The following is a 21,190-nucleotide window of genomic DNA, read 5'->3' on the forward strand; positions in this document are numbered from 1 at the left end:
CCCGGGGTCTCAGTGCCGGTCGTCGTAGCCGGGGTCGATCGTCTCCGGGGTGAGCCCGAGCAGGCTGGCCACCTGTTCCACGACGACGTCGCTCACCATCGCGCCGAGCTGGTCGCGGTCGCGCGCCCTGGCCTCGAGAGGGCGGCGGTAGACGACCACGACCGCGGGCTCCGAGCCCGCCGCCGTCTCCGACCTGCCGAAGGGAATCGGGTCGGTGTCGAGCCGCGCCGGGCCGTCGATCAGCTCGCTCGGCGGCGGCACCTCCTCGACCGCGAACTCCATCGTCGCGAGCTGCCTTCCCCATCGGGGCTTGAGCCGGTCGACCGCGTCGAGGACCAGGTCGTCGAAGCGTTCGCCGCGCGACTTCGCGATCGGGACGTGCGAGGGCGCCAGTGGACCGCGCATCCCGCGACCATGCCGGTCGCGCCGCCGCACCCGCCGCCGGGGATCTCCGCTTCGCTCGCTCACGCGGCCAGCTTAAAGGAGCGGGCGCACGTCGTACGGGGGGCGAGGCGGTGTCCGGATTGTGGCGACACGCTCGTTAAGAGCGGCGGGGTGGTGGCAATGTGAACGCGGACCGGATACGGTCCCTCCGTGAGCCCCGTCCGCAGCTGTTCCCGTACCGCCTGCAGGCAGCCTGCCGTCTTCACACTCACGTATGTCTACGCCGACTCGACCGCGGTTCTCGGCCCTCTCGCGACGTACGTCGAGCCGCACTGCTACGACCTGTGCGCCGAGCACGCGGAACGGCTCACCGCCCCCCGTGGGTGGGAGGTCGTGCGACTCCCGTCAGAAGCGGGTTCCCCGAGCGGGGACGATCTTGAGGCGCTCGCCAACGCGGTCCGCGAGGCCGCGCGTCCCGCGCCCGCCGCGGGCGAACCCATCGGCCAGGCCGTCGAGGTCGGCCGGCGCGGCCATCTCCGGGTGCTCAAGTCCGCCCAGCCCAACCGCGACCGGTGACGTCACCCCGGGCCGGGGTGCGGCCGGCAGTGGATCACACGCGCCGTGGCGGTGGCGCCTTGTAGGCTCGGGCCCGGCATACCAAACGATCGGGGAGCTGCGGTGGGCGACCTCACCAGGATCTTCAAGGCGTACGACGTCCGCGGCGTCGTGCCGCAGGAGCTCGACGAGCGGACCGCGGAGGCGGTCGGGGCGGCCTTCGCCGAGGTGACGGGGGCGCGTTCGCTGGTGATCGCGCACGACATGCGGGCGTCGTCGGGTCCGCTGGCCGCCGCCTTCGCGCGCGGCGCGACCTCGCGCGGGGCCGACGTGGTGAACGCGGGCCTCGGCTCGACCGACCTGCTCTACTACGCCAGCGGCAGCCTCGGCCTGCCCGGCGTGATGTTCACCGCCAGCCACAACCCCGCCGAATACAACGGCATGAAGATGTGCCGCGCGGGCGCGGTGCCCATCGGCGGTGAGACGGGCCTCATCGAGATCCGCGACCGTGCCGCCGAACTGCTCGACTCGGGCCTCGGAGGCACGCCGGGCCGGGGGAGCGTCACCGAGCGGGACCTGCTGGCCGGATACGCCGGCCATCTCAAGACGCTCGTCGACCTCTCCGGCATCCGGCCGCTCAAGGTGGTCGTCGACGCGGGCAACGGCATGGGCGGCTACACGGTCCCCGAGGTGTTCGACGGCCTGCCCGTCGACCTGACGCCCCTCTACTTCGAGCTCGACGGAAGCTTCCCCAACCACGAGGCCAACCCGATCGAGCCGGCGAACCTGGTCGACCTGCAGAAGGCCGTCATCGAGCGGGGCGCCGACATCGGCATCGCGTTCGACGGCGACGCCGACCGGTGCTGGGTGATCGACGAGCGGGGTGAGTCCGTCTCCCCGTCCACGATCACCGCTCTCGTCGCCGCACGCGAGCTGGCCAGGCATCCGGGCGCCACGATCATCCACAACCTGATCACCTCCAGGGGCGTTCCGGAGATCGTGCGCGAGCACGGGGGCGTCCCGGTCCGCACCCGCGTCGGGCACTCGTTCATCAAGGCGGAGATGGCCCGCACGGGCGCGGTCTTCGGCGGCGAGCACTCCGCGCACTACTACTTCCGCGACTTCTGGTACGCCGATTCGGGCATGCTGGCGGCGCTGCACGTGCTCGCGGCTCTCGGCGGTCAGGACCGGCCGCTGTCCCAGGTCCTGGAGCGGTACGCCCGGTACGCCGCGTCCGGCGAGATCAACAGCACGGTCGCGGATCAGGCGGCCGCTCTGGAGACGGTGCGCGGGGCTTTCACGGGTCGCGAGGGTGTTACCTTCGACGAGTTGGACGGCCTCACGGTGAGCGGCCGGGACTGGTGGTTCAATCTGCGCCCGTCCAACACCGAGCCGCTGCTGCGACTGAACGCCGAGGCGGCCGACGAGCGGAAGATGGCGGCCGTGCGGGACGAGGCCCTCGCCGCCCTAAGGAGCTGACACGGATTTGAAGATCGACGACTGGCTGCTGGACGTCCTCGCCTGCCCGGCGTGCAAGTCCCCGCTGCGCGCGTCCACGGAGGCCGACGAGCTGGCGTGCACCTCCGAGTCCTGCGGGCTGGTTTATCCGGTCCGGGACGACATCCCCGTCCTGCTCGTGGACGAGGCGCGCAAGGCGTGAGCGAGCGTAGCGAGCGAACCATTGGGCGCGGCGCCCGTGGCGAACGCGACTCCGAGCCGTCAGGCGAGGAGGAGGCATGAGCCGCTCCGGAGGAGCACCCGTCCTGAGGTTCGACCCGAGCAGGCTCGACGACCAGACGCGGCTGTCCGACGGCGACCCGTCGGGCATGTTGCGGACCGTGGCTTCCTCCGCCGCCCAGGTTCGCACCGCGTACCGCGCCGCCGTGGAGGCGGGCGCGGCGAGAGTGGCCGAGCAGGGCCGGCCGCGGGCCGTGGTCGTGGCGGGCGTGGGCGCCGCCGGGATCGCTGGCGAGGTGCTCGACGCGGTCTGCGGGCCGGGCACGCCCGTGCCCGTCGTGACGGTCCGCGGCTACCGGCTTCCCGGCTGGGTCGGCGCGGCCGACCTGGTCATGGTGGTGTCCTTCACCGGGCGCGGCGACGAGGCCCTGTCCGTGGGCGCGGAGGCGGCGCGCCGCGGATGCACGCTCCTCGCGGTGGGCGCGCCGGACACGCCGCTCAGCGAGCTCGCGGCCCGGGCCGGAGCGCCCTTCGTGCCGATCTCGACCGTGGCGGGCCAGCCGCGGGCCACCATGTGGGGCCTGGCGGTTCCGCTGCTCGTCGCCGCGGCCGCGCTCGGCCTGAGCGACGTGGGCGAGCCGGTCTTCGAGGCCGCGGCGGCGCGCCTGGAAGACATCGCGCACCGGTGCCGGCCGACGAGCGACTCGTTCATCAATCCCGGCAAGACACTGGCCACGGAGCTCGCCGACGGCATCCCGATGATCTGGGGATCCTCGCCGATCGCGGCCGTGGCGGCGCACCGGATGGCGGAGCAACTCGCCGAGCACGCCGGGTATCCCGCCCTCTGGGGAGAGCTCCCGGAGGCCGCGCACAACCAGGCGGGCGTCTTCGACGGCCCCCTGGCCACCCGGGACATCTTCCAGGACGTCGGGGACGACGAGTCCTCCGGCCCGCGGGCGCGGATGCGGTTGTTCGTGCTGCGTGACACCGACGAGCATCCTCGGGTGGCCGAGCGCCGGCAGGCGTCCGTACGGCTCGCCCAGGACCGCGGCGTCCCGGCCTCGGAGATCGCGGCCGAGGGGGACCATCCGTTCGAGCGGCTGGCCACGCTGATCTGCCTGGGGGATTTCGCCGGCGTCTACCTGGCCCTGGGCCACGGTCTCGATCCCGCGCCGATGTCGGCCATCACCGAACTTCGGGCCAGGATTTCCCAATAGGATCCCTCTGGTCGATTTGTGAGGAGTGATCTGTGAGCGCGGGTGGCGGTACCAAGGCGATCATCGCGGCGTTGAGCGCCAACCTCGCGATCGCGGTCGCGAAGTTCGTGGCGTTCCTGTTCACGGGGTCCTCCTCCATGCTGGCGGAGTCCGTCCACTCGGTGGCCGACTCGGGCAACCAGGCGTTGCTCCTGGTCGGTGGCAAGCGGGCGGAGCGGAAGCGGACGCGGGCCCATCCGTTCGGGTTCGGGCGCGAGCGCTACTTCTACGCCTTCGTGGTCGCGGTCGTGCTGTTCACGATCGGCGCCCTGTTCTCCCTCTACGAGGGCTGGCACAAGATCTCCGACCCCCATCCGGTGGAGTCGCCCCAGTGGGCCTTCGCCGTGCTGATCTTCGCGATCGTCGCCGAGGGCTTCTCGTTCCGTACGGCCATCAAGGAGTCGCGGCCCCTCAAGGGCGAGCACTCGTGGTTCTCGTTCATCCGGAGGGCGAAGGCGCCCGAGCTGCCCGTCGTCCTCCTGGAGGACCTGGGCGCCCTGCTCGGTCTGATCTTCGCGCTGTTCGGCGTTTCCATGGCCGTGGTCACCGGCGACGGCGTCTGGGACGGCGTCGGCACGATGATGATCGGCGTGCTGCTGGCCGCCATCGCGGTCGTCCTGGCGCTGGAGACCAAGTCGCTGCTGATCGGCGAGAGCGCGGCCCCCGAGATCGAGGAGCGGATCTGTGCGGCGCTGGAGGGCGCTCCGGAGGTCACCAAGGTCATCCACATGCGGACGCTGCACCTCGGCCCCGAGGAGCTCCTGGTCGCGGCGAAGATCGCGGTCGAGCACGACGACACGGCGGCGCAGGTCGCTCAGGGCATCGACGACGCCGAGCGGCGCATCCGCGAGGCCGTGCCGATGGCCCGGGTCATCTACCTGGAGCCCGACCTCTACCGCTCTGACAGCGCTCCGGTGAGCTGAGCCGCCCGCTCTGTCACAACCGGTTCCTGAGCAGGCGCAGGGCCTTCTCCTTCTCGAAGTCGAGAGCCCGGCGCGGGGCCTGGATGCGGCCGATCCGCACGCCCAACTCGCGTACGGCCTGCGCCACGGAGGGGTCGGACAGCGCGCGGAGGGCGAAGGCCAGTTCCGCGGGCGAGACGTCGAACCGGCGCTCCAACTCCATGGCCTGGCCGACGGCGGCCAGCTCCTCGGGGCCGAACCTGCGATGCGCGCCCCTGTCCCGGACGGGCGGCAGCAGGCCCAGCGCCTCCCTGTACCGCAGCATGCGAGGCGACATGCCCAGCTGCCTGGCCGCCTCCGTGATCCGCATCGAGGTCTCTCCGCTCCGTACCTGGTCCTCCCGGTAACGGTAGACACATCGGCACCCGTTTGGCAGCCCCGAAATGCGGATCCTTACATTCTTGTGTCAGGTTCACGCGTCCCGGCGTGCGCCGTGCCGTACGGGACGCCTAAACTCGCAGGCGACCGATACCGGAGGGACACACGACATGGACTTCAAGGTCGCCGACCTTTCACTTGCGGAGTTCGGCCGCAAGGAGATCCGCCTCGCCGAGCACGAGATGCCGGGCCTGATGGCGACCCGCAGGGAGTACGCCGCCGCGCAGCCGCTCAAGGGCGCGAAGATCATGGGCTCGCTGCACATGACGATCCAGACGGCCGTGCTCATCGAGACCCTGGTCGCGCTCGGCGCCGACGTGCGCTGGGTGAGCTGCAACATCTTCTCCACGCAGGACCACGCCGCCGCGGCGGTCGTCGTCGGCCCGGACGGTACGACCGACGCCCCGGCCGGCGTACCGGTCTTCGCCTGGAAGGGCGAGACCCTGGAGGAGTACTGGTGGTGCACCGAGCAGGCGCTCGCGTGGCCTGACGGCACCGGCCCGAACATGATCCTCGACGACGGCGGCGACGCCACGCTCCTGGTCCACAAGGGCGCCGAGTTCGAGAAGGCGGGCGCCGTGCCGGCCGCGGGCGAGGACGACCCCGAGGAGTGGGGCATCATCCTCGACACGCTCCGCCGCACGGTATCCGACGACAAGCGCTGGACCAGGATCGCCGAGGAGATCAAGGGCGTCACCGAGGAGACCACCACCGGCGTGCACCGCCTGTACGAGATGCACAAGTCCGGCCAGCTCCTCTTCCCGGCGATCAACGTCAACGACTCGGTGACCAAGTCGAAGTTCGACAACAAGTACGGCTGCCGCCACTCGGTCATCGACGGCCTCAACCGCGCCACCGACGTGCTGATCGGCGGCAAGGTGGCCGTGGTCTGCGGCTACGGCGACGTGGGCAAGGGCTGCGCCGACGCGCTGCGCGGCCAGGGCGCCCGCGTGATCGTCACCGAGATCGACCCGATCTGCGCGCTGCAGGCGGCCATGGACGGCTTCCAGGTGACCACGCTGGAGGAGGTCGTCGGCATCGCGGACATCTTCGTCACGACGACCGGCAACTTCGGCATCATCACGGCCGACCACATGTCGCGGATGAAGCACCAGGCGATCGTGTCCAACATCGGCCACTTCGACAACGAGATCGACATGGCCGGCCTGGGCCGCATCCCCGGCATCGTCAAGAACAACATCAAGCCGCAGGTCGACGAGTGGGTCTTCCCGGACGGCCGCTCGATCATCGTGCTCGCCGAGGGCCGCCTGATGAACCTGGGCTGCGCGACGGGCCACCCGTCCTTCGTGATGTCGAACTCGTTCACCAACCAGGTGATCGCGCAGATCGAGCTGTTCACCAAGACCGAGCAGTACCCCGTCGGCGTCTACGTGCTGCCCAAGCACCTGGACGAGAAGGTGGCCCGGCTCCACCTCGACGCTCTCGGCGTCAAGCTGACCACGCTGACGAAGAAGCAGGCGGAGTACATCGGCGTCGACGTCGAGGGTCCGTACAAGCCGGACCACTACCGCTACTGAGCGGCACACCGGGCGCAACCGGCCACGAGCGGGAACGATGACGGCGCGAGATCTGACGGATCTGACCGAGGCGGGCGAACGGCGGATCGGGTGGGCACGGCGGTCGATGCCGGTGCTCACCGCGATCGCCGCCCGCTTCGCCGACGAGCGGCCGCTGGACGGCCTGCGCGTCGCCGCGTGCCTGCACGTGACGGCGGAGACGGCCGTCCTGATGGGCGCGCTCAGGGCGGGCGGCGCGGAGATCGCGCTGGCCGCCTCGAACCCGCTGTCCACTCAGGACGACGTCGCCGCCGCGCTCCGCGCGTACGGCATCGCGGTGCACGCCCGTGCCGGTGTGGACATGGAGACCTACTACCGGCACATCCATCAGGCGCTGGACATCTCCCCGGCCATCGTGCTCGACGACGGATGCGACCTGGTCAACATCCTGCACACCGAGCGTCCCGATCTCACCGTGGCGGGCGGGTGCGAGGAGACCACGACCGGGATCATCCGGCTGCGCCAGATGGCCGCGGAGGGCGCGCTGAGGTTCCCGGTGGTCGCGGTCAACGACACCCGCACCAAGCGGATGTTCGACAACAGGTACGGCACCGGCCAGTCCACCCTCGACGGCATCATGCGCGCCACGAACGCGCTGCTCGCCGGGCGTACCGTCGTGGTCGCCGGGTTCGGCTTCTGCGGCCGCGGCGTGGCGGAACGCGCCAAGGGCCTCGGCGCGCGGGTGATCGTGACCGAGATCGACCCGGTGAAGGCCCTCGACGCCGCGCTCCAGGGCTACGAGGTGCTGCCGATGGGGCAGGCCGCGCGGGTGGGCGACGTGTTCGTCACCGTCACGGGCAACCGCGACGTCATCCGGGGCGAGCACCTGGCCGCGATGAAGGACGGCGTCATCCTGGCCAACGCGGGGCACTTCGATGTCGAGATCGACGTCCGCGCCCTGGAAGGTCTGGCGGAGTCGGTGAATTTCGGGGTTCGCCCCAACGTGGATGAGTACGTCCTGGCGGACGGGAGGCGGCTCCTCCTCCTCGCCGAGGGCCGTCTCGTCAACCTGACCGCGGCCGAGGGGCACCCGGCGGCCGTCATGGACATGTCCTTCTCCGCTCAGGCGCTGGCCGTCGCCTGGCTCGCCACCGAGGCCGTACGGCTGCCGCCCGGCGTGTACGACGTCCCGGCGGACATCGACGCCGAGGTGGCCAGGCTCAAGCTCGCCGCGACGGGGATCGCGATAGACGAGCTCACCGCCGACCAGGAGGACTACCTGCACTCCTGGCGCTCCGGGTCCTGAGCGAATCCGGGTGGAGCCCGGCCGGGCGAAGTCGGGTGGAGACGGCCGGCTGACTCTGTCCCTCTGCGCCGGCCGTCTCCACCCTGCCCCCTTGCAGGCATGCCCCATAGCCTGCAGATCGTCTCTTGTGCCCCGCTTTGTGGTGTCTACACCTCAGCTTGGGGGGACAAATCCTCCCGGGGTCGGCCCGGCGGGGTTCGACGGAGGCTGCGGTTCCCACGTCGACGGTTCCCACCTCGACGCGACCGGTGGCTCCGGCTGGGGTGCGGGCGGAGCGCCCCCGTATGGCGCGCCCGGATACGGCGGGCCACCGTAAGGCGTGGCGGCGGCTCTCACCTGCGCGAGCCGTACCTCCTCGCGGCGGCGCCGCTCCGCCAGGACGGCGGCGAGGTAGGTGTGCGGCGGCAGTCCCGGCGGCGGCGGGGGAGCCACGCGGGCGGCCACCTGGCTCGCGATCCTGACGCCCATCTGGTGCCGCGCGTCGGGGGAGAGCTGGTGCCAGCGCGTCAGGTACTGCCTGGCGGTGTCGGCCAGGTCGACCGACAGCTGCGACAACTCCAGGGAGCTCGCCCACGGCGCGAGCTGCGGCGGCATCTCGGGCGGCGGCTCCTGGCGCGGCCCCCGCTCGCCGATGACGATCGTGCCCGCGAAGACGTCCCCGAGCCGCTTGCCCCGCTGGTTCACGAGCGACGTGATGAGCGCGGGCGCGCCGAAGAACATCCAGAACTCCAGGAAGCCCGCGAGACCGCGGAACAACGCCTGGCGGAACCGCTCGGGCCCGCCGTCGTCGCTGACCACGCGCAGGCCCATGGCCAGCTTGCCGAGGCTGCGCCCCCGACCGGCCGTCTCGAACACGACGGGGTAGCCCACGATGACGAGGACGGTGAGCAGGATCATCAACCCCGCCGTCATCGCCGTGTCCGTGACGAACGACGCGGTCCCCAGCAGGATGTACATCACGATGAGGATGATCCACTGGATGATCCAGTCGATGAGATACGCGACGCCCCGGCTGGGGAGCTGCGCGATCCGCACCTCGACGACGACGGCCTCGCCGGTCACAACATCGGCCACATATCGCACCCTACTGGGGTATTACCGCTCGATAGAGTTCGGTCCGTGGACATCGATGCGTTCGTCGCCGCCCACCGGCCGACGTGGGACCGGTTGGACGACCTGGTGCGGCGGCGCCATCGACTCGACGGCGCCGAGGTGGACGAGCTCGTCGAGCTCTACCAGCGGGCCGCGACCCACCTGTCCGTCGTCCGCTCCGCCTCGACCGACGCGGTCCTGGTCGGCCGCCTCTCCTCGCTGGTCGCGCGCGCCCGCTCCGCCGTCACGGGGGCGCACACACCCGCCTGGCGGGAGGTCGTCCGGTTCTTCACCGTGTCCTTCCCCGTCGTGGCCTACGGCGCCCGCCGCTGGTGGCTCGGCGCCACCCTCGCCTCCCTCGCGGTCGCGTACGTGATGGGGGTGTGGGTCGCGGGCGATCCGGCCGTGCAGGCCGTCGTCGGCACCCCGGAGGAGATCAAGCAACTGGTCGAGCACGACTTCGCCGACTACTACTCGGAGAACCCGGCCGCCTCGTTCGCCGGCCAGGTGTGGATCAACAACGCCTGGGTGTCGGCGCAGGTCATCATCTCGGCCATCGTCCTCGGGCTGCCGATCCCGTACATCCTGTGGCAGAACTCGGCCAACGTGGGCGTCATCGGCGGGCTGATGACGGCGCACGGCAAGGCCGACGTCTTCTGGGGACTGATCCTCCCGCACGGCCTCCTGGAGCTCACCGCGGTGTTCCTCGCCGCCGGTGTCGGCCTGCGGCTCGGCTGGACGGTCATCGACCCCGGGCCGCGACGGCGCGGTGAGGCCCTCGCCGAGCAGGGACGCGCGGTGATGAGCGTCGCACTCGGCCTCGTCGTCGTGCTGTTGCTCTCCGGCCTGATCGAGGCGGGCGTCACGCCGTCCGGTCTGCCGACCTGGGCCCGGATCGGCATCGGCGCGGCGGCCGAGGTCCTCTTCCTGGTCTACGTGGCGGTGTTCGGCCGCCGGGCGGCCCGCGCGGGCGAGACCGGCGACATCGAACAGGCCCCCGACCTCGCCCCCACCGCCTGACGACCGGTGCCGCCGGGGCTGCCGGGGCTGCCGGGGCTGCCGGGGCTGCCGGGGCGGATCACAACCGTCCGGCCGCCTTCAGCGCCAGATAGGCGTCGGCGAGCGCGGGGGCGATGTCCTCCGGGAGGGCGTCGACCACCTCGACGCCCTGGCCGCGCAGGCGGGCGGTGATCCTGCGCCGCTCGCCCCGAAGCCGCTCGGCCGCGGCGGCGTCGTAGACCTGCTCCGCCGTACCCCGCCCGGACGCCATGGCGGCGACCCGCGGATCGGCGACGGCGGCGACCAGCACCGTGTGGCGGGACGACAGCCGGGGCAGCACCGGCAGCAGCCCCTCCTCCATCGCGGCCGCGTTGACGTCGGTCAGCAGCACCACCAGGCAGCGGCGCTTGGCCCTGGCCAGGACGGCGGCGACCATGCCCGGCGAGTCGGCCTCCACGAGCTCCGCCTCGATCGGCGCCATCGCGTTGACCAGCGACGACAGCAGGTCCGTACGGGATGCCCCGGACAGCCAGGCGCGCACCGTCCGGTCGTAGGCCAGGAAGTCCACCCGGTCACCCGCCCGCGAAGCGAGGGCGGCGAGCAGCAGCGCGGCGTCCATCGACCAGTCGAGCCTGGGCCACCCGGACGCCTGGCCGGGCAGCGGAGCCACACGCGGCGCCACACCCGGCGCCACACCCGGCGCCACGCCGACGCGGCCCGCGGACGTGCGTCCCGTGTCGAGGACGATCAGCACCCGCCGGTCGCGCTCGGGGCGCCACGTGCGCACAACGACGTCGCTGCGCCGGGCGCTGGCCCGCCAGTCGATGGACCTGACGTCGTCACCGACCACGTATTCGCGGAGCGAGTCGAACTCGGTGCCCTGGCCCCGTACGAGCGCCGGGTGCCGGCCGTCCAACTCCCGGAGCCGCGCCAGCTTGCCCGGCAGATGCTTGCGGCTGAGGAAGGGCGGCAGCACCCGCACCGACCACGGGACCACGTGCGACCCCTGGCGCGCGGCCAGTCCGAGCGGGCCGAGCGACCGCACGGTCACCGTCACCGCCTCGCGGTCGCCCCGCCTCGTCGGGGTCAGGGTGGTGACCAGGCGGCGCCGCTGCCCGGAGGGGACGTCCACGCGGAGGTGCCGCGGCGCGGACCCCGCCGACGGCGGCCAGGCGTCGCGCACCACCCCCCTGACCCGGCGGCGGCCCGGATTCTCCACGACCAGTCCCACGGTGACCGACTCGCCGAGCCGCACCAGCCGCTCGCCGTCCCGGTGGAAGCGCAGCCCCCGCACACCGCCCGCGAAGAGCAGGTCGATCACGACGAGCGCGGCGAGGAGCAGCGCGACACCCAGGACGGCCATGGGCGGGTCGGGGGCGGCGAGCACCAGGAGGGCGCCGAGAGCCGCGAGCAGTCCCGCGCGTCCCGTCAGCGCCACCGCGTCGTCTCCGCGTTCATCGCTTCCCACATATCGGTCGTACCTGGCCGGATCAACGGGGGACGGGGACGCCGGCGAGGATGCCGTCCAGGATGCCGTCCGGCGTCGCACCCTCCAGCTCGGCCTCGGGACGGAGCTGGACGCGATGCCGCAGGGCGGGCCGGGCGAGCGCCTTCACGTCGTCCGGGGTCACGTAGGCCCGGCCGGACAGCCAGCCCCACGCCCGCGCGGCCGCGAGCAGCGCCGTCGCGCCGCGCGGCGACACCCCGAGCTGCAGCGAGGGCGACTGCCGGGTGGCGCGGGCCAGGTCGACGACGTAGCCGAGCACCTCCGGCGCCACGTGGACCTGCTTCACGGCCTCACGGCCCGCCTCCAGGTCGGCGGCGGACGCGACGGCCGCGATCGAGGACAGGTCACGGGGGTCGAAGCCGAGCGCGTGCCGTTCCAGCACGGCGATCTCCTGCTCGCGCGGCGGCAGCGGCACGGTCAGCTTGAGCAGGAACCGGTCCAGCTGGGCCTCGGGAAGCTGGTAGGTGCCCTCGTACTCGATCGGGTTCTGCGTCGCCACGACGATGAACGGATCGGGCAGCTTGCGCGCGGCGCCGTCGACGCTGACCTGGCGTTCCTCCATCGCCTCCAGCAGGGCGGCCTGGGTCTTCGGAGGCGTCCGGTTGATCTCGTCGGCGAGCAGCAGGTTGGTGAACACCGGCCCCTCGCGGAACTCGAACTCGGCCGTCCTGGCGTCGTAGACGAGCGAGCCGGTCACGTCGCCCGGCATCAGGTCGGGGGTGAACTGCACCCGCTTGAAGTCGAGCGACAACGTCGCGGCCAGCGTACGGACCAGCAGGGTCTTGGCCACCCCGGGGACGCCTTCGAGCAGCACGTGCCCCCGGCACAGCAGTGCGATCACCAGCCCGGTGACGACCGAGTCCTGTCCCACCACCGCCTTGGCGACCTCGGCGCGCAACGTGGCGAGCGCCTCGCGGGCCGCGTCCGCCCCCGGGGACCCGGGTGAAGATGTGGTCAAGAGTCTCGTACCTGCCTTTCCAGTGTGTCGAGGTATCCGGCCAGGGCCACCAGCCCGCCGTCGTCCGCGGGCACGGCGCCGTACAGCGTGGCCCGCACCTCCCGCGCGTCCAGCCCGGTCCGTGCGGCCGTCGCGGCGACGACCTCGTCGGGCGCGGCCGTCGGCGGCAGCCCCAGGCGCGGGGCCAGCCGGTCGATCGCGGCGGCGCGCAGCGCCAGCGCGGCGCGGTCCCTGGCCCGCCGTGCCCGGTAAAGCCGGCCGCGTCCCTCCACGGTCTCGGCCGCCCGGACGACGACCGGCAGCCGTTCGGCGACGACCGGTCCGAGGCGGCGTCCCCGCCAGAGGGCCACCACGCCCACCGCGACGGCGAGCTGCACGACCGCCCAGCTGACGCCGGACGGGATGAGATCGCCCAGGCTCCTGCCCTCGGGCCCGGCCAGGGTGGGATCCCACTGCTCGGGGGCGACCAGCCAGATCAGCCGGGGCCTGGCCCCGGCCAGGTTCATCGCGAGCGCGGCGTTGCCGTCCTCCGCGAGGCGCAGGTTCGTCATGAACGCGCCGTCGCCGACCACGGTGACCGTCCGCCCGCCGGTCGTGTACCGCACGAGCGTCGGGTGCCCGGCGGCCGGATAGCAGCCGGCTCCGCCTGCGGGGGCGGTGAAGGAGACGCCGCCCAGGTGGGCGCTGCCCGCCCCGGTCGCCGCCCGGAGATCGCAGCGCGGCTCCCGGGACCTGGTCCGCACATGCTCCTTGACGAGGAGTCCTCCGGCCAGGACGTCGAGGTGCGGTACCGCGCCGACGATCAGCCTGTCCTGCCCCGATCCGGCGATCCTGCGCGCGTCGGCCTCGCTGAGGAAGTCGGTGTCGCCGATGAGGAGCTGGCTGTCGGGGCCCGCGGCGCTGATGAGGGCGGAGACGCTGTCGACGCGTTCGACGGACACGCCCCGGCCGCCGAGCAGCTGCGCGAGCGCCTTGGCACCCACGTCCGAGGAGTCGCCGGGGTCGAGCGGGCGGCCTTCCGTTCCCGGCGACGACAGCAGCACGGGGACGAGCGCGGTGACCAGCACCAGCAGCCCGACCAGGAGGATGCCGCGCCCGCCCCGCCACATGCTCCGGGTCGTCGGGGACGTGGAGGCCGACGACGGCGCGGTCACCGTGCTCACGCGTCCGCCCGCAGGCTCACGCGGGCCGCCGCCAGGCGCCGGTCCAGCTCGGCCAGGCTCGCGTAGCCCTCCGCGGTGCCCGGGGCCTCGCCGTACGTGACGTCGTCGAAGAGGCGCGCGGCCGCGCCCAGCTCGGCGGCGTGGTCGGGCAGCGCCCGGCCGGCGTCCGCGGCCAGCTCGGCGGCGGTACGGCCGGGCATGGGACTGACGATGGCCCGCTCCTCCAGGTCGCGGGCGATCGCCCGGAGCCGTTCCCTGATCGCCTCCGCCCAGCTTCCCGCGGCCGCCAGCCGTTCGGCCTCGGTGCGGTGCTCGGCGGCCGTGCGCTCCCGGCCGTCGAAGATCGCCTCATCCTCGGCGCGCCGGCCGCGGGACATCCGCCGCAGGGACCACACCAGCAGCGCCGCCAGGAGCACGATGATCGCCACGATGAGGAACAGCGCCCAGAGGCCGCTGCCCGGCCCTCCGGTCGTGGAGTCGAGCAGGTCACCGAGGAGCTGCGTGAAGTGCCGCCACAACCGGTCGACCAGCGGCTCCTGGTGGTAACCCGAGCGCAGCAGCTCCTCGGCGGCCTCGCGCCGGGCCTCCTCGCGGCCGATGTCGACGGGCGGGTCCAGCGCCGCCAGGGCCGCTGTCCATGGGAAGGCGGGCAGGGTCACGACCCTGGACCGAAGGGGTGCGTGCCGGACGTGCCCTGCGCGCCGCCGGTGTCGTGGGCGCCGTACGCCGCCGCGCCCGCGCCGGCGGCCGCGGCGTTGGACGGATCCCACAGGTCGTCGACCGAGGCGTGCACCCAGCCCTGCGTCTGGTTCTGCGCCGCAGCCGACCGCAGCACCAGGTCGAACGCCTCCGCCCGCATCCGCCGGTCGGCGTACAGCAGGCCGTTCACGCCGGCCTGGAAGGGATAGGTGATCATCGAACTCAGTGTGCCGCCGATGGTCGTGAGGATGGTGACGATCACGGCGGTCCCCGCCGACGACCCGGCCGCGACGCCGATGAGCGTCCCCGCGAACGAGAACGGGAAGGAGAGCACGGACCCGATGATCCCGACGAGCAGGCCGGTCAGCAGCAGGATGCCGAGTACCCGCCACGAGTCGCCCTTGACCAGCCGCCACGAGCGGGACATGGCGTCCGTCGGGCCGCGTCCCTCCAGCACCACGGCCGGCGCCGCCAGCGCGAACTTGGTCGTGAAGAACAGCGCGTACGGGATGTAGATGACGATGAACAGCACCATGAGGCCGAAGAACGCGCCCAGGGCGCCCGTGGAGGAATCCGCTGTCCCGTCCAGGGCCCCCGAGGCGCCCAGCGCGACGACCAGGCCGACGATGAGCAGCGCGGGCACGATGAGGATCAGGCCCTCCAGGACCACGAGGCCGAACAGGGCGGGAACCCGCCTCCTGGTCAGCCGCCAGGCCTCGCCGACGGTGATCCGCCCGCCGAACACCGCGCGGCCGAGCACCCGGGTCAGGACGCCGGTCAGGATCGTGGTCGCCACGAAGGTCAGCGCCAGCGAGATCAGCGTGCCCACGAGTTGCGCGGCCATCCCGCCCAGCGCGGAGGACGGATCCGCCATCTCGGGATCGGTGAGGGCGTCGCCGAAGGACCGGAGATAGATCGCCTGCCCCACGGAGACCGGCAGCGTGGTGATCGCCGCGACGATCGCCGACAGGCCGAGGGTGGCCTTCGGGTTCGAGCGGACCATCTTGATCGTGCCGTCGAGGATGTCGCCGAGCGCGAGCGGCCGCAGCGGGATGATGCCGGGGCGCGGGGCCTGCGGCGGCGGGCGGAACCCCTGCGGTCCTGGCCCGTACGGCTGCCCATATGGCGGCCCGTACTGCTGGCCGTACTGCTGCTGCCCGTACTGCTGGCCTCCGTACTGCTGGCCCCCGTACTGGGGGCCTCCGGGGTGCTGCCCGTACGGCGGTGGCGGGGGAGGCGGGGGCGTGTCGCCGGTCGCGCCGGGGGCGGCCCAGGATCCCGGGGCCCCGCCGTACGCCGGAGGCTGGTTGGGCGCCCAACCGGGCGGCACGTCGGGGGCGGGGCCGTCGTGGTCAGGGCCGTCTGTCATGTCCCAATCCTGGCATGATGTACGGCCGCTTGGCGTGGCGAGCCGTATGTGAAAACCGCGCCATCGCCGAGGCGACGGGCACCGGTCATGATCGAAAATCCAGAAATGATCATTCGGGGCCGCTCCTCCGGGGGCGGCTCGCGCGCAAGGCCGGGCGGCGCGGGAGATTTTCCCTCGAGGGCGGGCAAAGGTGCTGGTGCGATCTTGGCCGCATTTGGTCACATCATCGCGCGTTCCGCCCCGTGCGCCTAAACTCCTTCCTTTGTCATGGTCGTGTATCGCTCATGCGGTGGCCACAGGTAGCCTTCCGGTGAACGTGTGATATCGCCCATATCTCTCAAATTTGCGTAGAACGAATGAGGGGCCATGAAAGGACGCGTGCTGGTCGTCGATGACGACGCCGCTCTCGCCGAGATGCTCGGCATCGTGTTGCGCGGGGAGGGATTCGAGCCGTCCTTCGTGTCCGACGGCGACAAGGCACTCGACGCATTCCGCGACACGCGGCCGGATCTGGTTCTTCTCGACCTGATGCTCCCAGGGGCCGACGGCATCGACGTCTGCCGCCGCATCCGCGCGGAGTCAGGTGTGCCGATCGTCATGCTGACCGCCAAGAGCGACACCATCGACGTGGTGCTCGGCCTCGAGTCCGGCGCCGACGACTACATCGTCAAGCCGTTCAAGCCGAAGGAGCTCGTCGCGCGCGTGCGCGCCCGGCTCCGCCGCACCGACGAGCCGACCCCCGAGATCCTCCAGATCGGCGACATCACGATCGACGTCGCCGGGCACTCGGTCAAGCGTGCCGAGGAGACCATCAACCTCACGCCGCTGGAGTTCGACCTGCTGGTCGCCCTCGCGCGCAAGCCGCGCCAGGTCTTCACCCGCGAGGTCCTGCTCGAGCAGGTCTGGGGCTACCGCCACGCGGCGGACACCCGGCTGGTCAACGTGCACGTCCAGCGGCTCCGCGCCAAGATCGAGAAGGACCCCGAGCACCCCGAGATCGTGGTCACGGTCCGCGGCGTCGGGTACAAGGCCGGCCCGGCCTAGCCTCCCGGCCGACCCGCGATGCCCGCCCCCGCGAAGAAGCCCGGCCGGAGGAGCCCGCGCCAGATCGCGCGCGGCGTCCGCCGGCGGGCCCGGCGCGCCGCGCGCCGGGCCCGCGGGGTCTGGCGGCGGTCCCTCCAGCTCCGGGTGGTGACCAGCACGCTGGTCATCTCGATGACCGTCGTGGTGGTCCTCGGCGTCTTCCTGATGCAGTCGATCGTCAAGTCGATGGTGGACGGCCGCAGGAACGTCGCCGTGGCCGAGGCCGCGGCGAACGTCACGACCATCGCGGGCTACCTGGAGAACGCCCCGCTCGGCGGCGACTCCGCGAAGCCGCAGGCGTCCGGTGACGGCACCACGACCTCGTCGGACAACCCGGTGGACGTGGTGGCCAAGAGCCTGGCCGACCGGGCCGGATCCCGCTACAGCGTCGTCATACGCAACGACGGGGCGGTGGGCGAGGAACGTGCCACCGGCGACATCGACTGGCGAAGTGTCCCCGAGAGGATGCGCGACAAGGTCCGCAAGCTCGGCCCGCTGGACCCGCCCTACGCCCAGATCGGCGTCCCCCTGCACTTCCTCGGCAAGGCGCCGGAGGTCGGCATGGTGGTGGGGGCCAAGGTCGTCTCGTACAACGGCACCGTCTACGAGATCTACCACCTCTTCCCGCTCGGCGAGGAGGAGCGGACCCTGTCGTCCATCCGCCAGTTGCTCATCGTGGTCGGCGCCGTCCTCGTGCTGCTGCTCGCCGCCATCGCCTCCCTGGTGACCCGCCAGGTCGTCACGCCCGTACGACTGGCGCGGCAGGCGGCGGAACGGCTGGCGGCCGGCCGGCTGGAGGAACGGCTCAAGGCGCGCGGGGAGGACGACCTCGCCCGGCTGGCCACCTCCTTCAACGAGATGGCGTCCAACCTCGCCCTCAAGATCCACCAGTTGGAGGAGCTGTCCCAGGTCCAGCGGCAGTTCGTGTCCGACGTGTCGCACGAGCTGCGCACCCCGCTGACCACGGTCAGGATGGCCGCCGACCTGCTCTACGAGAGCCGCGAGGACTTCGAACCGGCCGCCGCGCGGTCGGCCGAGCTCATGCAGAACCAGCTCGAACGCTTCGAGTCGATGCTCGCCGACCTGCTGGAGATCAGCAGATACGACGCCGGAGCCGCCACACTCGACCTGGATCCGGTCGACATGCGCGACGTGGTGCTGAGCGCCATCGGCGATTCCGAGGCCCTGGCGGAGCGGCACGCCACCCGCTTCGAGCTGCGGATCCCGAGCGAGCCCTGCATGGCCGAGGTGGACAGCCGCCGGGTGGAGCGCATCCTGCGCAACCTGCTGTTCAACGCCATCGAGCACGGCGAGGGCAAGGACATCGTCGTCACGCTGGGGGGCGACAGGGACGCCGTGGCCGTCGCCGTACGCGATCACGGCGTGGGGCTGAAATCGGGCGAGGAGAACCTGGTCTTCGACCGGTTCTGGCGGGCCGACCCGTCACGGGCGCGGACCATCGGGGGAACGGGGCTCGGCCTGGCCATCTCCCGGGAGGACGCGCTCCTTCATGGGGGCTGGCTCCAGGCGTGGGGGGCGCCCGGGGAAGGCACCCAGTTCCGGCTCTCCCTGCCGCGGCAGGCGGGGGCCGAGCTCAAGGGGTCGCCGCTCCCGCTCGTCCCGCCCGAGGTCGAGATGCGGCGTAGCTGGCGCGGGCACATCCCCGCGCTGCCGGCGGGGATGGGGGACGCGGTGGTCTTCGATGTGGACTAGGTCCGGCCCGTTCCGGTACGCCGTGGTCGCGGTGACCGCGCTCGCGATGACGGGCGGCGGAGCCGGGTGCGCGATCATCCCGACCGGTGGCAGCCCCATCCCGGCTAGGGAGGAGAGCAACAGCGACCCGCTGAACGCGCCGTACGTGCGCATCATCGCGTCCCCGCCGAAGAACGGCGCGCAGCCGCGGGACATCGTCGCCGGCTTCCGCGCCGCGATGGCGAGCGTGGACGACTCCGACTGGAAGGTCGCCAGGCAGTACCTCACCGGCGACGCGCTCACCGAATGGAACCCCAAGGGCGGGGTCACCGTGTTCGACTCGGCCGGGCCGAAGGAGCAGGGGGACGCGAGCGGTGTGACCATGACGTTCCACGGCACGGTCGCCGCGACGATCGACGGCGAGGGCCGCTACCAGGACCTCACGCTCTCCAGCATCGAACGCGATCTCGCGTTCGGGCTCACGAAGGTCGACGGTGAGTGGCGCATCTCCTCCGCGCCGCCGGGACTGCTGCTCTCGTCCGCCGACGTCAAGCGCGCCTACGGCGCGTTCGACCTGTACTACCCCGACATCAGCCACAAGTGGCTGATCGCCGACCATGTCGCGATCCCCATCGACCCGAGCGAGAGCCAGGTGGAGACGCTCGTCAGGTGGCTGCTCCGCGGGCCGGGGCGCTCGTTGCGCGGCGCGGTCGGGAAGGTGCTGCCCCCGGAGACGGCGCTGATCCGCGTCGTACCCGACGGCGACAGCGTGATCCTCGACTTCACCTCGTCCATGGCCATGATCGGGGAGCGGCTGGACCAGATCAGGGCGGTCTCGGCGCAACTCGCCTGGACCCTCAACCAGGTCATCCCGGGGCAGAGCATCCAGATCCAGGTGAACGGGGAGCCGCTCCCGACGGACGCCCGGGGCATCAAGTTCCAGAACTATCCCGAGTTCAACCCCGCCGTCCTCACCGGCGATCAGCCCGCCTATTTCATGAAGGGCGGAGTGCTGCGCCGGGTCGACCACGACGCGGGCGATCCGGTGGTCGAGGGCGCCCCGGGCCAGAAGACCATGGAGTTCACCTCGCCGGCGATCTCCGGTACCGAGCGGCGGGCCAAGGTGGCCGCGCTCGGCGACGACGGAGCCGTGTACGTGGCCGATATGACCACCGAGGAGAGCCGGTGGGACAAGTGGATCGCCGGGGTGAAGGGCAGCACGCTGACCCCGCCCTCCTGGGACAGGTACGGCGCCGTGTGGACCGCCGAGAACGTCGCCGGTGAGCTGCGGGTCTGGGCCGCGTACGGCCCGGCGCCGCAACGGGTCATGATCCCGGCGGAGATCGCCTCCGCCAATGTGGAGGCCCTGCGGGTCGCCCGTGACGGCGCCCGCGTGGCGATGATCGTCGACAGCGGTCACGGGCCGGAGTTGAAGGCCGGCCCGGTCCTCAGGGACGAGGGCAACCTCCGGATCGGCGAGCTGAGGACGCTGGTCGAGGCCAAGGAGGGCCAGAGCATCCTCGATGTCGCCTGGAAGGACGGGCAGCACGTGGTGGTCCTGTCCCAGAGCAAGAAGGGCGGCCGCGTCTGCACCACCTACTCCGTGACCGACGGAAGGTCGGAGGAGCCCAAGTCGGCGGCGCACGTCTCGAGCATCAGCGCGGCGGGGGACTCCCTGCTCGCCGGCAGTGACGACGGCGGGGACGGCGGCGAGGTCCTCTCCTGGGACGGCAAGAAGAGCGAGTGGGCGACCGAGGTGAAGGACGGGGCCGGCTCCCCCGTCTACCCGCTCGGCTGACCGGCCTTCCGGTCCTCCCGCGCGCCCGTCGGTGAGCCGCTGGACTGTCGGTGCCCCCTGGCAGGGTGGGCGGATGCTCGCGGCCCTGCTCGATCTCGTCCTGCCGCCCCGATGCGCCGGGTGCGGCGAGCCGGATGCCCTGGTCTGCCCGCTGTGCATGGAGGAGATCCTCCGCGCTCCCGCCTCCCGGCCGCCCGATCCCTCACCTCCCGGCCTGCCCGAGTGCTGGTCGGCGACCCGCTACGACGGCGCCGCCCGCCGTCTGCTGCTCGCCTACAAGGAGCGCGGCCGTACGGCCCTGGCCCCGGTGCTGTCCGCCGTCCTGGCCGAGGTCGCGGAAGCGGCCCTCGCCGGATCCGCTGTGGGAGCAGTGTCCGGTCCCGTCACGGTGGTGCCCGTGCCCAGCGCCCGTGCCGCGTACCGGAGGCGCGGGCACGATCCGGTCGGCGTGATCGCGGCCGGGGCGGTGGCGCTGCTGCGGCAGGCCCGGCGGGTGGCCGACCAGGCGGGCCTGAGCTCGACGCAGCGGGCCGCCAACCTCCATGGCGCACTCGAGGTCATCCGCGCCCGGAGGGGCGCCACACGGGCCTCTGGAGGCCGGGAGGCCGTCGTTCTGCTGGTCGACGACATCGTCACCACCGGAGTGACATTGGCCGAGGCGGCCCGTGCCGTACGTGAGACCGGCGCGGACGTCCCGCTGGCCCTCACGGTCGCCGCCACGGGGCGACGCCGCGGAGACACGGCGCGGAGGAACACCACCGGGACAGGGCCGAACAGAGGACCGGATTGAGACGG

20 protein-coding genes are annotated in these 21,190 nt (G+C 72.2%); 12 read left to right on the forward strand and 8 right to left on the reverse strand.

All coding sequences use genetic code 11. The features are described from left to right. Positions 1–9: 9 nt before the first annotated feature. Positions 10–468 (reverse strand): metallopeptidase family protein, encoded by a 459-nt coding sequence (locus AB0I59_RS02110; RefSeq protein WP_358129144.1) that lies wholly within the window; start codon positions 466–468, stop codon positions 10–12. Between the two features lie 126 nt (positions 469–594). On the opposite strand from AB0I59_RS02110, the gene AB0I59_RS02115 reads away from it, so the two are divergent. From AB0I59_RS02115 to AB0I59_RS02135, 5 genes are all read left to right on the forward strand, one after another. Beyond that, the gene (locus AB0I59_RS02115; RefSeq protein WP_061253443.1) at positions 595–960 is read left to right on the forward strand and encodes a DUF3499 domain-containing protein; all 366 of its coding nucleotides are present in this window, start codon (positions 595–597) and stop codon (positions 958–960) included. A gap of 102 nt (positions 961–1,062) precedes the next feature. Then, complete coding sequence (locus tag AB0I59_RS02120; RefSeq protein ID WP_061253444.1) at positions 1,063–2,418, forward strand: phosphomannomutase/phosphoglucomutase; 1,356 nt, start codon at positions 1,063–1,065, stop codon at positions 2,416–2,418. 7 nt (positions 2,419–2,425) lie between these two features. Next, the gene (locus tag AB0I59_RS02125; protein WP_358129147.1) at positions 2,426–2,599 is read left to right on the forward strand and encodes a Trm112 family protein; all 174 of its coding nucleotides are present in this window, start codon (positions 2,426–2,428) and stop codon (positions 2,597–2,599) included. Between the two features lie 76 nt (positions 2,600–2,675). Further along, the gene (locus tag AB0I59_RS02130) at positions 2,676–3,833 is read left to right on the forward strand and encodes an SIS domain-containing protein (RefSeq protein WP_358129150.1); all 1,158 of its coding nucleotides are present in this window, start codon (positions 2,676–2,678) and stop codon (positions 3,831–3,833) included. A 32-nt stretch (positions 3,834–3,865) separates the two neighbouring features. Beyond that, positions 3,866–4,795, forward strand: coding sequence for a cation diffusion facilitator family transporter (locus tag AB0I59_RS02135; protein WP_358129153.1), 930 nt, complete (start codon positions 3,866–3,868; stop codon positions 4,793–4,795). Between the two features lie 13 nt (positions 4,796–4,808). Here the strand turns inward: AB0I59_RS02135 and AB0I59_RS02140 are convergent, their stop codons facing one another. Then, positions 4,809–5,144 (reverse strand): MerR family transcriptional regulator, encoded by a 336-nt coding sequence (locus tag AB0I59_RS02140; RefSeq protein WP_061253447.1) that lies wholly within the window; start codon positions 5,142–5,144, stop codon positions 4,809–4,811. Between the two features lie 178 nt (positions 5,145–5,322). On the opposite strand from AB0I59_RS02140, the gene ahcY reads away from it, so the two are divergent. After that, the gene (gene ahcY, locus AB0I59_RS02145; protein ID WP_061253448.1) at positions 5,323–6,750 is read left to right on the forward strand and encodes an adenosylhomocysteinase; all 1,428 of its coding nucleotides are present in this window, start codon (positions 5,323–5,325) and stop codon (positions 6,748–6,750) included. Positions 6,751–6,787: 37 nt separating this feature from the next. Next, positions 6,788–8,035, forward strand: a complete 1,248-nt coding sequence (locus AB0I59_RS02150) for an adenosylhomocysteinase (protein ID WP_061253449.1) — start codon at positions 6,788–6,790, stop codon at positions 8,033–8,035. A gap of 153 nt (positions 8,036–8,188) precedes the next feature. Here the strand turns inward: AB0I59_RS02150 and AB0I59_RS02155 are convergent, their stop codons facing one another. Further along, on the reverse strand, positions 8,189–9,109 hold the full coding sequence (locus tag AB0I59_RS02155) for an RDD family protein (RefSeq protein ID WP_358129157.1): 921 nt from the start codon (positions 9,107–9,109) through the stop codon (positions 8,189–8,191). A gap of 45 nt (positions 9,110–9,154) precedes the next feature. On the opposite strand from AB0I59_RS02155, the gene AB0I59_RS02160 reads away from it, so the two are divergent. Beyond that, on the forward strand, positions 9,155–10,147 hold the full coding sequence (locus AB0I59_RS02160; RefSeq protein ID WP_061253451.1) for a stage II sporulation protein M: 993 nt from the start codon (positions 9,155–9,157) through the stop codon (positions 10,145–10,147). 58 nt (positions 10,148–10,205) lie between these two features. Here the strand turns inward: AB0I59_RS02160 and AB0I59_RS02165 are convergent, their stop codons facing one another. From AB0I59_RS02165 to AB0I59_RS02185, 5 genes are read right to left on the reverse strand one after another with little or no spacing between them, the layout of a single operon-like run. After that, positions 10,206–11,564, reverse strand: coding sequence for a DUF58 domain-containing protein (locus tag AB0I59_RS02165; protein WP_358129518.1), 1,359 nt, complete (start codon positions 11,562–11,564; stop codon positions 10,206–10,208). Positions 11,565–11,616: 52 nt separating this feature from the next. Next, the gene (locus tag AB0I59_RS02170) at positions 11,617–12,591 is read right to left on the reverse strand and encodes an AAA family ATPase (RefSeq protein WP_228646365.1); all 975 of its coding nucleotides are present in this window, start codon (positions 12,589–12,591) and stop codon (positions 11,617–11,619) included. After that, a complete protein-coding gene (locus AB0I59_RS02175; protein ID WP_358129160.1) occupies positions 12,588–13,754 on the reverse strand; it encodes a DUF4350 domain-containing protein in 1,167 nt (388 codons plus the stop codon). Before AB0I59_RS02175 ends, AB0I59_RS02170 begins: the two co-directional genes overlap by 4 nt. Next, a complete protein-coding gene (locus tag AB0I59_RS02180; RefSeq protein WP_063818618.1) occupies positions 13,751–14,413 on the reverse strand; it encodes a DUF4129 domain-containing protein in 663 nt (220 codons plus the stop codon). Before AB0I59_RS02180 ends, AB0I59_RS02175 begins: the two co-directional genes overlap by 4 nt. Next, positions 14,410–15,822, reverse strand: a complete 1,413-nt coding sequence (locus AB0I59_RS02185; RefSeq protein WP_358129162.1) for a DUF7847 domain-containing protein — start codon at positions 15,820–15,822, stop codon at positions 14,410–14,412. The genes AB0I59_RS02180 and AB0I59_RS02185 overlap by 4 nt, the downstream gene beginning before the upstream one ends. Before the next feature lie 366 nt (positions 15,823–16,188). Between AB0I59_RS02185 and mtrA the strand changes: the two genes are divergently transcribed. From mtrA to AB0I59_RS02205, 4 genes are all read left to right on the forward strand, one after another. Next, the gene (gene mtrA, locus AB0I59_RS02190) at positions 16,189–16,866 is read left to right on the forward strand and encodes an MtrAB system response regulator MtrA (RefSeq protein ID WP_036327899.1); all 678 of its coding nucleotides are present in this window, start codon (positions 16,189–16,191) and stop codon (positions 16,864–16,866) included. An 18-nt stretch (positions 16,867–16,884) separates the two neighbouring features. Further along, entirely contained in the window at positions 16,885–18,618 is a 1,734-nt protein-coding gene (mtrB, locus tag AB0I59_RS02195; RefSeq protein WP_061253454.1) for an MtrAB system histidine kinase MtrB, read from the forward strand. Next, entirely contained in the window at positions 18,608–20,395 is a 1,788-nt protein-coding gene (locus AB0I59_RS02200) for an LpqB family beta-propeller domain-containing protein (protein WP_358129166.1), read from the forward strand. The genes mtrB and AB0I59_RS02200 overlap by 11 nt, the downstream gene beginning before the upstream one ends. Positions 20,396–20,468: 73 nt before the next feature. Continuing rightward, positions 20,469–21,185 (forward strand): ComF family protein, encoded by a 717-nt coding sequence (locus AB0I59_RS02205; RefSeq protein WP_358129169.1) that lies wholly within the window; start codon positions 20,469–20,471, stop codon positions 21,183–21,185. Positions 21,186–21,190: the final 5 nt, after the last annotated feature.

The sequence above is a fragment of the Microtetraspora glauca genome (genome assembly GCF_040656155.1).
Taxonomy (GTDB): Bacteria; Actinomycetota; Actinomycetes; order Streptosporangiales; family Streptosporangiaceae; genus Microtetraspora; species Microtetraspora glauca.